Origin of the sequence: Sphingobacterium sp. CZ-UAM (genome assembly GCF_002000245.1) — a bacterium.
In the GTDB taxonomy this organism is placed as follows: domain Bacteria; phylum Bacteroidota; class Bacteroidia; order Sphingobacteriales; family Sphingobacteriaceae; genus Sphingobacterium.
In genome coordinates, this window is record NZ_MTCM01000001.1 from 130,845 (window position 1) to 143,456 (window position 12,612).

Annotated in this window: 10 protein-coding genes; 8 read left to right on the plus strand and 2 right to left on the minus strand. The window is 41.8% G+C overall.

Annotation, left to right across the window (positions count from 1 at the left end; genetic code table 11):
* Positions 1 to 8 precede the first annotated feature (8 nt).
* Genes BWD42_RS00550 through BWD42_RS00560 form a run of 3 tightly spaced genes read left to right on the plus strand, consistent with a single transcriptional unit; the run spans position 9 to position 3,340 of the window.
* Complete coding sequence (locus BWD42_RS00550) at positions 9 to 227, plus strand: DUF350 domain-containing protein (RefSeq protein WP_077432543.1); 219 nt, start codon at positions 9 to 11, stop codon at positions 225 to 227.
* Positions 220 to 1,734, plus strand: coding sequence for a polyamine aminopropyltransferase (locus tag BWD42_RS00555; protein WP_077432544.1), 1,515 nt, complete (start codon positions 220 to 222; stop codon positions 1,732 to 1,734). Before BWD42_RS00550 ends, BWD42_RS00555 begins: the two co-directional genes overlap by 8 nt.
* A complete protein-coding gene (locus BWD42_RS00560) occupies positions 1,712 to 3,340 on the plus strand; it encodes an NAD(P)/FAD-dependent oxidoreductase (RefSeq protein ID WP_077432545.1) in 1,629 nt (542 codons plus the stop codon). Before BWD42_RS00555 ends, BWD42_RS00560 begins: the two co-directional genes overlap by 23 nt.
* A 119-nt stretch (positions 3,341 to 3,459) precedes the next feature.
* Here BWD42_RS00560 and BWD42_RS00565 read toward each other — a convergent pair whose 3' ends face one another.
* On the minus strand, positions 3,460 to 4,359 hold the full coding sequence (locus BWD42_RS00565; protein ID WP_077432546.1) for a flavin reductase family protein: 900 nt from the start codon (positions 4,357 to 4,359) through the stop codon (positions 3,460 to 3,462).
* A gap of 13 nt (positions 4,360 to 4,372) precedes the next feature.
* A complete protein-coding gene (locus tag BWD42_RS00570; protein ID WP_077432547.1) occupies positions 4,373 to 5,347 on the minus strand; it encodes a fumarylacetoacetate hydrolase family protein in 975 nt (324 codons plus the stop codon).
* A gap of 315 nt (positions 5,348 to 5,662) precedes the next feature.
* Between BWD42_RS00570 and BWD42_RS00575 the strand changes: the two genes are divergently transcribed.
* The 5 genes from BWD42_RS00575 to BWD42_RS00595 all read left to right on the plus strand — a co-directional run bounded on the left by BWD42_RS00575 (position 5,663) and on the right by BWD42_RS00595 (position 12,608).
* The gene (locus BWD42_RS00575; RefSeq protein ID WP_077432548.1) at positions 5,663 to 6,820 is read left to right on the plus strand and encodes a homogentisate 1,2-dioxygenase; all 1,158 of its coding nucleotides are present in this window, start codon (positions 5,663 to 5,665) and stop codon (positions 6,818 to 6,820) included.
* 29 nt (positions 6,821 to 6,849) lie between these two features.
* On the plus strand, positions 6,850 to 7,977 hold the full coding sequence (hppD, locus tag BWD42_RS00580) for a 4-hydroxyphenylpyruvate dioxygenase (protein ID WP_077432549.1): 1,128 nt from the start codon (positions 6,850 to 6,852) through the stop codon (positions 7,975 to 7,977).
* Positions 7,949 to 9,217 (plus strand): Glu/Leu/Phe/Val dehydrogenase dimerization domain-containing protein, encoded by a 1,269-nt coding sequence (locus BWD42_RS00585; RefSeq protein WP_254846147.1) that lies wholly within the window; start codon positions 7,949 to 7,951, stop codon positions 9,215 to 9,217. Before hppD ends, BWD42_RS00585 begins: the two co-directional genes overlap by 29 nt.
* Before the next feature lie 789 nt (positions 9,218 to 10,006).
* On the plus strand, positions 10,007 to 10,786 hold the full coding sequence (locus BWD42_RS00590; protein WP_077432550.1) for an N-formylglutamate amidohydrolase: 780 nt from the start codon (positions 10,007 to 10,009) through the stop codon (positions 10,784 to 10,786).
* Positions 10,776 to 12,608: a flavohemoglobin expression-modulating QEGLA motif protein gene (locus tag BWD42_RS00595; RefSeq protein ID WP_254846148.1), complete on the plus strand. Its 1,833-nt coding sequence runs from the start codon at positions 10,776 to 10,778 to the stop codon at positions 12,606 to 12,608. Before BWD42_RS00590 ends, BWD42_RS00595 begins: the two co-directional genes overlap by 11 nt.
* Positions 12,609 to 12,612: the final 4 nt, after the last annotated feature.

The following is a 12,612-nucleotide window of genomic DNA, read 5'->3' on the forward strand; positions in this document are numbered from 1 at the left end:
ATATAAAAATGAATTACGAATTGTTTTATAAAGGAATTGCAGCATCATTGATTTATTCGCTTATTGGAATTGCTGTATTGTTATTGGCCTATTGGCTTATCGAGCGACTGACACCCGAGAAGTCCTGGCAGGAGATCGTAAAGAACAAGAATATGGCTTTGGCGATTGTTTTTGCTGCTTTTATATTAGGCATATCGATCATAATAGCTGCGGCAATACATGGGTAAAAAGAGCAATCTGCCCATTTTTCTCTTATTTGCGGTATTTATCATTGCTACTTGTGGGCTCATCTATGAGCTGGTTGCAGGAGCTTTGGCGAGCTATCTGTTGGGAGATTCAGTCAAGCAGTTTTCATTTATTATCGGTACCTACCTATTCTCAATGGGGGTGGGGTCATTTTTGGCAAAGTATATTACGAAAAACCTTTTTGATCGGTTTATAGACATTGAACTTTTGATCGGGATTATCGGTGGCTGTAGTTCAGTCGTTTTATTTTTACTGTTCCAGCAGGTTGAGCACTTTCAATTTGTACTCTATTTCTTTGTTTTTCTGACAGGCTGTCTTTGCGGCATGGAGATACCCTTACTGATGAATATTCTAAAAGACCGAGTCCAGTTTAGGGATTTGGTTTCCAATGTATTTGCCTTTGATTATATCGGTGCGCTGATTGCTTCGGTACTGTTTCCTATTCTGCTTATCCCCAAGTTGGGCGTAATGGGAACATCCCTGTTTTTCGGAATAATCAATATTCTGGTAGGCGTCTTTCTATCCTTCTATCTTGCTAAAAGGCTCAAAAATCCAAATTGGATAAAAGCCAAGTCTATCGCTTGCCTGACCCTGCTTTCGGTTGTCTTTTTTTATTCCGATAACTTGCTTCAATATTCCGAAAGTCAGTTATATGGGAATAATATTATCTATAAGCATTCTACACCCTATCAACGTATCGTTCTGACGGAGAGCAAGGGTGAATATCAATTGTTTCTGAACAATAATTTACAGTTCAACACCAAGGATGAATATCGGTATCATGAGGTGTTGGTGCATCCAGCGATGTCTATGGCGAAAGATGTTTCCAATGTTTTGGTATTTGGTGGTGGAGACGGATTAGCTGTCCGCGAGATCCTGAAATATCCCGGTGTAAAAAAAGTTACGTTGGTAGATCTGGATGAAGGGATGACCAAGTTATTCCAGACCAATGAATTATTGGTCAATCATAACAAAGGTTCGCTGAAAGATGCCCGGGTAAAAGTCATCAATCAGGACGCATTTATCTGGGCAAAATCGGCGAAGGAAAAGTACGATGTTATGATTATTGATTTTCCGGACCCATCAAACTATAGCCTTGGAAAGTTATATACGACGAGTTTTTACCAAAGTCTATCGCCGCTTATGACGCCCTATACCATGGTTTCGGTACAGACCACCTCGCCTTATTTTGCTCCCAAATCGTACTGGTGTATCCATGAGACGATCAGTACAGTTTTTCCAAATACAGTCGCTTATCATACCTATGTGCCTTCCTTTGGCGAATGGGGATTCTGTCTGTTTTCGGCCGATATGAGGCAGCAGTTTAAGCGTATTACCCGACGTGTGGACAAGCTACGGTATTACAATTATCATTTTGGAGAACTGACTGATTTTCCACCAGACATGCGTGCGGATCATGTAGAAATAAATGGTTTGGACAATCAGATTTTAGTGCGGTATTTTGATGAAGAATGGAGTAAGATTTAATCCCTCGCGACGCGGTTTCCTTAAGCTTGCATTCTTGGGGGCAATCGGAATGCAATTTGCTCAGGCCTGCAAGAAAAAAGCAAACCATATTTTTTTACGGCTGACAGGGACAGATCATATTTTGGGGCATCGCCTTCGGTTTCCCGATTTTCCCAAACCGACAACAGTTATTGAAATACCCATCCTGATTCTCGGCGGCGGTATAACTGGCTTGTCTGCGGCTTATCGTTTGCAACAGAACGGAAGGGGAGATTTTCTGCTATTGGATATGGAATCGGAAGTGGGGGGGAATGCGCGTCATGGCGAGAATGCTTATAGTCGTTATCCGCTGGGAGCACATTATCTTCCTATTCCAAATGCTTCCAATATTGAACTGCTGCGGTTTTTGGAGGAATCGAAAATTATCGTCGGCTGGACGAATCAAGGTGTTCCATTATTTGATGCGGAACAATTGTCCTTTGCTCCGCAGGAGCGACTTTTTATTCATAATATCTGGCAGGAAGGTATTGTTCCTAGCTATGGATTGTCCCAGCAGGAGGCGGCTGAAATAGATCGTTTTATGACACAGATGGGTCAGTTTAAGCAATTGAAAGGAGCTGATGGGAAGTATGTTTTTGATATTCCGATGCGCAGTGCTTCACAATCAGACCATCTTAAAAGGCTAGATGTTATGAGCATGCGATCATGGATGGAATCGGAAGGGTATAAGACCGAAGCGATCTATAGCTATGTGAACTACTGCTGCCGGGACGATTATGGAACAGGTATATTGGCTACTTCCGCTTTTGCCGGTATACATTATTTTGCGAGCCGCAAGCATGACTGGTCCACTTATCAGGATCTGGTGCTCACCTGGCAGGAAGGGAATGGACGGTTGGTCAGTCACTTGAAAAAATATGCGGATGGTAAGGTACTGAATCAGCATTTGGCTTATCAGATCGATGTCAGGGAAGATGCGGTGGAAGTGTCTGTATTCGACAGCAAAGGGAAAGTGTCAAAGACCATTAAAGCCCAGAAGGTGATCAATTGCTGCCCGCAGTTTGTCAACCAATATCTGCTGCCAAACCGTAAGTCATTGACGAAAGAATTTCATTATGCCCCCTGGATTGTGGCAACGATTGTATTGCACCGTTTTCCTTTTACGGATGGCGCGACACTTTCCTGGGAAAATATAATTTATAATGGAAAGGGATTGGGCTATGTTTATGATCAGCACCAAAGCCTGAACCAGCTGCAAAGCCCTTTTGTAATTACCTATTACCACAGTTTAGGTGATGGGGACCTCAATGTAAACCGGAAACAGCTGTACCACTGGACAGATCAGCAATGGAAAGATTTTATACTGGAAGATTTGGGAAAGGCCCATTATGGAATAGAAAATGAAGTCATCAGTATAGAAATTTTTCGACATGGACATGGTATGATCAGTCCTGTTAGTGGTTTTCTATCAAACGAAGCGCGCACAGAACTGGCGAAACCTATCGCTGGCAAAGTCTATTTTGCGCATTCTGATTTAAGCGGCATATCTATTTTTGAAGAAGCCTTTTATCAGGGAATCACTGCAGCTGATCAGGTTATGACTAGTTCAAGCGCAAAAGAAGCATAGCTGTCGGTCTATGTTTCCGGATTTCTGTGTGTTTGTTATTTCTATGGGTTTGCTATAGCACTTGCGTTCCCGATATTTTAATCGCTTACTCATATGTAGTATTTTGCGCCTGAAGCTCCTTATAGGCTTAATAGCACCTGCCATGCTTTTTCCAATTGTTCTGTATCCAACAATTGCGCCGCGTATTCATGTACTTTTTGTGTCAATTGTGGCGAACCTTGCTGAAAGTTTAGCATGAGATAGTTTAAATATTTATCCTCTAGGGAATTCTGCTTTAAAACAGGTAAGGATTCTACATTAGCCAATAGTCCCAGGTGGTTTCCGGTAAGTACTTTGGAAAAGCGGATGCTTTCTGGCAATTGATCGACCCCAATACCCAGACTGCGGAGTGGTTTAGGAACAATAAAGAGGTTTTCATTGGTTACACGGCAGTACCAGTCACCACCTAGACGGGCGACCAGATCTAGTTCCTCTTGTTTTATCGTATTGTTTTTGTGTAATAGTTCTTTGTGCACATGCATATAGAGGACTTCTGCAATAACGAGATTTCCCGCTCCGGGTTCTTCGCTCAGGGCGATCACTTCTCTTACGCGGCACTCTAATTGAACTGGAGATTCTGCGACTCGAGGCGGACGAACATGTAAAGAAGGAATCGGCGTAAACCCCGATTTATCAAATTCATTGACCTCCTTGCTGTACTCTGTGCTGGCCAGTGATTGTTGCTGTACCATCGCATAGTTTACGATATTGATGACGACCTCATTGACTTCCTGAATATTGTCCAGTGTATGTTTGGTACTTCCATCACGCATGCGACGCAAGGGCGAGAACACACATATTGGGGGCTGGTGTGACATCAGGTTGAAGTAGCTGAAAGGACTGAGGTTAACCTTGCCTGTCGCATCGATGGTACTCGCAAAACAGATGGGACGGGGGGCAATGGCATATTTGATTAAATTATCAACGATTGCTTTATCAGCTGATGGTTCAAAAGTGACTGTATCGAAAGAAGAATTCATTTGTTGAAAAGTTTTAATTATGGTATAATGCAACGGAGTTGGAAAGTGTTCCCAAACCTGTTACTTCCAGTTCGATCTGGTCGCCTACCTGCAACCATTGATCCTGATATGCCGGATTCTCCATACGCCCGGTACCGTTAAGTTCTAAAAAACAGCCCGTTCCAACTGTTCCAGAACCAATTACATCCCCCGGAAAGAGACGTACACCATAGGATACGCGTTCAATAATTTCGGCAAATGTCCAGTGCATCGTCGCAAAATTACCGGAAGAAACCTGTTCACCGTTCACGCGACAAGACATGTTGAGATTATAGCGATCGCCGATATGATCTCCCGTAGACTTAATTTTATAGGGTTCCAATTCATCCTTGGTGACCAACCATGGGCCGATTGCCGTAGCAAAATCCTTTCCTTTGGCTGGCCCCAAGCTTAATTTCATCTCATCTAGCTGGAGTTTTCGGGCACTGAAATCATTCATGATCATGTATCCGGCGATATAGTCATCAGCCTTGGCGGCGGGAATATTTATCCCTGTTTTATTGATCACGATGGCCACCTCAAGTTCAAAATCCAGTTGCTCAAGATGCAGCGGCATACATTGTACGGGGCCGGGGCCTTGTATGGCCTGATGATTTGAGAAATAAAAAACAGGGAATTCGTCAAATTCAGGAATCATATCCAGTCCACGGTTTCTTCTGGATGTCGCTACGTGTTGTCGAAAAGCATAAGCGTCACGTACCGATGTCGGATGGGGTACCGGGGCTATGAGTTGACTATCTTGTACGAGTTGATAGGGCTTGGATATCCGCCCTTCCTGCAGTGCCGAATGGTAGTACTTTAAATCGTTTATGGCTTCATCTCCACGGACTAAAAAATCAGCCATATTGGTTGGAAGGGAAGGAGCTATCGCCGAGCAGCTGTATACTCGGTCATTAATCATGATACCTAATTCGTGTTGGCCGTTATTTACGCACGTAACAATTCTCATAGCGGAATATTATATTGGTTATTCAAACTTTGAATGCGACACAAATATATCGTATAAGTTTCGAAAAAAATATTTCTTGACTTGAAAACAGAAAAATATTCTTACCTTTATTATAACATTATAAACTTACAAAAATGATCAATCGTGGAATACATCGCTTTGCGTCATCCATGCCCTATATTGCTTTCAATAGAGCAATTATAGCTGATATTGTTTTTGCCCAATACTAATCCCTTCGAACTTATTGCCAATCGATTCTATTTGGCAACTTGATATTCATTTATTTTTTATAACCGTTTTTTAAATCGTAGAATTATGCCATTTTATGTTAAACAAGGGCAAATTCCAGCACAGCGACATACTGTTTTTAGAAAGCCCGATCAAACACTCTATGCTGAAGAATTGGTCTCCACGCATGGCTTTTCCAGTCTTTATTCGCTCGTGTATCATTGCCACCCACCTACATTGGTCAAACAGATTCGTGAACCCTATGATGTTACACCGAAGATTGCCCGGGAAAAACATCTTAAACACACCAGTTTAAAAGGATTTCAGGTACAGCCCCAGAATGATTACCTAGAGAGCCGTACAGCTGTCCTGGTCAATCAGGATCTGCACATTTCCCTGGCTGCACCACGTCAGTCTATGACAGATTATTTTTATAAAAATAGTCAGGCCGATGAGATAATTTTCGTGCATCGTGGTACCGGGAAACTCAAGACAGGGTATGGAAGTATTCCTTTTCAGTATGGTGATTATCTGGTTGTTCCGCGAGGTACAATTTACCAGATGGAATTCGATGAGACAGACAACCGACTATTTATTGTTGAATCTTTTTCGCCGGTACGTACGCCAAAGCGGTATCGTAATGAATTTGGCCAGCTGATGGAGCATGCTCCTTTTTTTGAGCGGGATATCCGTGTACCACAGGATCTCGAGACTTTTGACCAGTTTGGTGATTTTGAGGTGAAGATCAAGAAACAGGGATTGATCTATCCGTATATTTACGGAAGTCATCCCTTTGATTTTATCGGCTGGGATGGTTACCATTTTCCTTGGGCATTTTCCATTTATGACTTTATGCCAATTACCGGAAAATTGCATCAGCCACCACCTGTTCATCAGACCTTTGAGACCGATACATTTGTATTGTGCAGTTTCTGCCCACGCTTGTATGACTATCATCCACAATCAATACCTGCACCTTATAACCACAGCAACGTTGATTCAGATGAAGTACTATATTATGTAGATGGTGATTTTATGAGCCGCAAATCCGTGGAGAAAGGACAGATCACATTACACCCCGGGGGTATTCCACACGGGCCGCACCCCGGTACAGTAGAAAAGAGTATAGGGCAAGTTAAAACGGAGGAGCTTGCGGTCATGATCGACCCTTTCCGCCCCCTGATGCTGACCGAAGAAGCACTAAAAATTGAAGATCCTGATTATTTTAAATCTTGGATGAGCTAAGTTGAATACGAATAACCTTTATATAAATTATGGCAAATACATTTGCAGAAAAGATTGCCCAAGCGCAAGATTTTCTACCTATTAATGGAACCGATTACATAGAGTTTTATGTGGGAAATGCGAAGCAGGCTGCACATTATTACAAAACAGCCTTTGGTTTTCAGTCGGAGGCATATGCGGGCCCAGAGACTGGTGTTAGAGACCGTGCCTCCTATGTCTTGAAACAAGATAAAATACGACTAGTGCTGACCACAGCGCTTAAATCAGAGCATCCTATCGCTGAGCATGTCAAAAAGCACGGTGACGGGGTTAAGATATTGGCTCTATGGGTTGATGATGCCCGAAAATCATTTGAGGAGACTACCAAAAGGGGGGCAAAGGTCTATCAGGAACCGCAGTTACTCAAGGATGAGCAAGGGGAGGTATGGACCGCAGGAATATACACGTATGGCGAAACGGTACATCTGTTTGTGGAACGAAAGAATTACAATGGAGTATTTATGCCTGGCTATGAAAAATGGGAAAGTGATTATAATCCAACGGAGACTGGGTTGCTCTATGTCGATCATTGTGTAGGCAATGTCGGTTGGAATAAAATGAATGAAACGGTTCAATGGTACCAGGATGTGATGGGCTTTGTTAATATCCTGTCCTTTGATGATAAGCAGATCAATACTGAATATTCGGCATTAATGAGCAAGGTGATGAGTAACGGCAACGGCTATGTCAAGTTTCCGATTAATGAACCTGCGGAAGGGAAAAAGAAATCTCAGATCGAAGAGTATCTTGAATTTTATGAAGGTGAGGGGGTGCAACATGCCGCATTGGCAACGAAGGATATCGTACGTACGGTGAGGGAGCTTAAATCCAGGGGGGTGGAATTTTTGGGAGCTCCTCCAGAGGCATATTACGAAATGCTACCGGAAAGGGTAGGTGATATAGATGAAGAAATCCGAATTATCCAAGAACTGGGTATTTTGGTAGACCGCGATGATGAGGGATACCTCCTTCAGATTTTCACCAAACCAGTTGAAGATCGCCCTACCTTATTCTATGAGATCATTCAGCGAAAAGGCGCACAGAGTTTTGGTGCCGGTAATTTTAAAGCACTTTTTGAAGCGATAGAACGTGAACAGGAACGTAGAGGTAACCTATAAGGATATGTTGGGTATGAAAGAATTATTGCGTGCATTTGAGCATAGAAGTCCGGAAATCGTATTCGAGTGGAAAGACAGTGAAACAGATGCGAAGGGCTGGGTGGTTATCAATTCGTTACGCGGTGGTGCAGCTGGTGGCGGCACACGAATGCGGGCAGGTCTGGATCGGCATGAAGTAGAGTCCCTAGCCAAAACTATGGAAGTGAAGTTCACCGTTTCAGGTCCTGCAATTGGCGGAGCCAAATCCGGTATTGATTTTGATCCACACGATCCCCGTAAAAATGAGGTTTTGGACCGCTGGTTTAAAGTAGTAACGCCCTTACTAAAAAATTACTATGGGACAGGCGGGGATCTTAATATTGACGAAATTCATGATGTCATTCCATTGACAGAAGAATACGGGCTATGGCATCCCCAAGAGGGAATCTTGAATGGACATTTTAAGGTCAATGAGAGCAACCGTATCCATCAAATAGGACAGTTGCGCTATGGCGTGTCCAAAGTATTGGAAGATAATACCTACAGTCCCGATATAAAACGTAAATACAAGGTTGCTGACATGATAACAGGTTATGGCGTTTCGGAATCCATTCGTCATTATTATCAACTGTTTGGAAGCGACTGTAGGGGAAAACGTGCGGTTATTCAGGGCTGGGGAAATGTTGCGGCGGCGGCGGCTTTCTATCTCGCTAAGTTGGGGGTGAAAATTGTTGGAATTATTGATCGGGCGGGTGGTTTGATCAATCAGGAGGGCTTCAGCGAGTCAGCTATTACACAGCTATTCTTAGACCGTAAAGGAAATGAGCTTAATTCACCGGATTTAATGTCTTTTGAGCAGATTCAAAAGGAAATCTGGGGAGTGAAGGCTGATATTTTTGTCCCTGCGGCGGCATCACGTCTGGTTTCGAAAGATCAGATACAACAGCTTATGGAAAATGGACTTGAAGTCATTTCTTCGGGAGCAAATGTACCTTTTGCTGATCAGGAAATATTTTATGGTCCGGTCATGGAGTTCGCAGACCAGCATGTAGCAGTGATACCCGATTTTATCGCTAATTGCGGTATGGCAAGGGTATTTGCCTATTTAATGCAGCGAAATATTGAAATGAGTGATGATGCCATTTTCTCTGACGTTTCAAAAGTGATTTTTGAAGCTTTGGAAAAAATCCGGAAATCTTCCGCTGATCACACACACATTTCTTCGAGAGCCTACGAAATTGCGCTTAAACAATTGATTTGATTCTTTATGTAAGTCGTTAAACGAAAAACACTTGAAGCGGGGAACTTCAAGTGTTTTAACTAACCAATTATTAACCTAAATTTATGAATGTTTAAAACAGTACAATACCTGTGCCAAAACTTATTTACCTAAGATGAATAAATTGTCATTTTTTTGTTAACTTATTGTTTGGTCTTTAATTGAATAAACGAGGGGGGGGCTATAACTCTAAGCATTAATTTAGCATTCAATCGTGGAGGTGGCAGCTAGATTAAAGTCGAAAGTTTTGTTCAGGCTATCTATTACTTTTAACTTTTATAAATAACTGATAAACAGAAACTCCTGAAGCGGGGAGCAACAGGAGTTTTCCTAACCAATTATTAACCTAAATTTATGAAAAGTACAAGTATAACGTGAATGGAACAGAAAATGTTTCAACTATTTTTACTTTTTTAGATTTTTTAACATTTTTTTGTATTTCTATATCGATTTTCGGCAAAATATTCTAATATTCATTTTCTTTTCGTATTAGAAAAATAAAAAACCTGTTAGCGGGGACTAACAGGTTTTTTATAAACTAACTAATTATTAACCTAAATTTATGAAACTAGTAAGTAACTTTCAATAAGGATGCCAAGACATAAACGAAATGGTTTGTTTAACGATTTTTAACGCTTTCTAATCCAAAAACGGTAAAACATCATTTTGTTCGGTCTAGCGTATTTTATTTTTCAAACCTTTTGTCACTCGTAAGCGTTTACTTAAGCGGAGTGAGCTAAATAATCCGTGAAACTGTTTAATATAAACTACATGTCTTTATCCTATCTCTATCAAATCGAAAATCATAGAAGCCCTTTTTGGGCTTTTGCTATCCATGATGGCCATCATATCGATGCGGATTTAGAACCGTATTTGCATATTTCTCCCGAAGATCGCTTACGTGAGGAGGATCCTTATACAGCAATTTTGGCAGAACTCCCCTTTAGTCGTTTTGTCTGTGGTACGTCAAGGTTCCAGTTGGATTTAAACCGGAATAAGGATGGAGCGATTTATCTGACTCCTGAACAGTCTTGGGGAATTCAGGTCTGGAGGATAGCGTTGCCGCAACATATAAAAGATCAACTGTACGAATCTTATGACATGTTGTACCGAAAGATAACGCAGCAGATTCAACATACCATTGACCGCTATGGTTATTTTGTTGTTTATGATATTCATAGCTATAATGCGCTCCGGGATGGGCCGACGGCTATGATCGACAAAGTAAACAATCCGCAGATTAATATTGGAACAGCAAACAATCACAGCAAATGGCAGGAATTGACCAGCGCATTGATGGATGGGCTTCGTACGGGTAAAGATGGGCAGGTCTACGACGTGCGTGAGAACGTTAAATTTAAGGGCGGCTTTTTGTCATCTTATTTAAATGAGCAATTTGGCGATAAGGGTTGTGTGTTTTCTATTGAGTTTCGCAAGGATTTTATGAATGAATGGACAGGAGAGGTCTACCCTCAAAAGTTACAGGAATATAAGCAACTTTTAATGCAAACCACTGACACCCTCGAATCCTATTTTGCCTATGAAAGATAATGCGAAGCAGCTAGCGGGTATTTTAAAAAAAATAAAGAATAAGGAAGTTTTTCATGTGCAGATACCCCCAAAAAATAAAATGGTGTTCAATCAGGTTGTGCCTTACTTATTTTTATACCGACAGTTCTTTAGTCCAGATCCTATGCTGGCGGAATTGGTGAAATCCGAACCCGCATATTTTAGGGTGAAGGATCCGGAAATGAATATATCCGACTGGATTGCCCCGATAGTTAATCAGCTGGTGGAAGAATTTGGTGCCTGTCTGATCATAGAAGCTTGGACTGCTGCTCCGGCACAAGAGGAAGATATTCAGATTCATATTGCCCGAAAAAATGTACAATCCATTGCACAGTATCTTGGCAAGCAATTGGAGACAGAGGAATCTATTACCAAAGTCGAAATTGTGACCGATACAAAAACCAACGCGACGCAAAGTCTCTCTCCTGCGAGCATACAATTGGATAAACTAAATAGCAATATCTTATATATGGGGTTGGAAATCAAACCAAAGTATCTGCTGGGGGTTAATCAACAGATACTTCCCATAGATCTGCGCCATTTTCGTGAGGCTATATCCCGAAGTTTATCCAAAACATTTTTTGAATTTATTCGTATCCACACGTTGTCCAAACCAACATCGTTTAAAATTAGTCATCCCAAAAAGATGTTACCACTGGCTTGGGAGATCGATCAGAAATTGGCGCGTGAAAGTCAGCGGTTTGATTTTCTATTGCTGGTTACACCGACCAATTCATATGATGCCTGGCTACAATTCAAAAAAGGTAATTACCGTAAGGTTCCGGTTTTTCATTATAGACCCATGCCCATTGATCCCGATATCATAAAACGTAACCTCTATAATCTGCATATTGAAGATCTTTACGATCCTTCTATCGCTTATTTGTTTCGGGATAAACGCAAAGAACTTGATCAGATGATGAGTATGCTGAGTGAGCGGGGAAAAGAAGGTTTTTTACTGGGCAGCATGCAGGTATTTGGTACCGTAAATGAAAAATTGCTTGATAAAGCACAAGCCATCTTGACAATTACTGCAACGGATAGGGAGCATAAGACCAAGGAGGAGGATATTGTTTATGCGGAAGAGTTTGCGAAACTAGCGCAAGCTGAACTCGACTATTTAAAAAGTCAGGATTCAAATTTTGGTACCACGGTGCGGCTGCGGGATGATATCTATGGGGTGATGGTGAATCAGGGCGTGCTAAATATCAGTAAACAATATAGCCTGCCCCGACATCGGGTACAGGCATTGATCCAACATGAAGTTGGGACCCATATCGTCACTTATTATAATGGCAAACAACAGCCTTTTAGTCTTTTTAGACTTGGAGTGCCTGGCTATGAGAAGCTTCAGGAAGGGCTGGCTGTACTGGCCGAATACCTTGTTGGCGGCTTGACAAATAATCGATTACGGATATTGGCTGGCCGGGTCGTTGCGGTATACCACATGCAACAGGGAAATACTTTTCTGGATACCTTCGCACTGCTGGTAGATAAATATCAGTTTTTGCCCGAAACAGCCTTCCAGATGACCATGCGTGTTTTTAGAAGTGGGGGACTGACAAAAGATGCCTTATACCTCAGTGGTTTAATCGAACTGATCAACTATATAAAAAGTGGCCGGGATCTTAGCTTATTGACTATGGGCAAGATCAGGGAGGACTATATCCCCATCGTGGAAGAATTAATGCTTAAGGGTGTATTGAATGCACCGGTGTTAACACCCAAATACTTGACCTCACCCTATAAAGATGTATTAACCAACCTCAAGAAAAGTAAAGGAATATTTCAGATGATCCAATAATTTA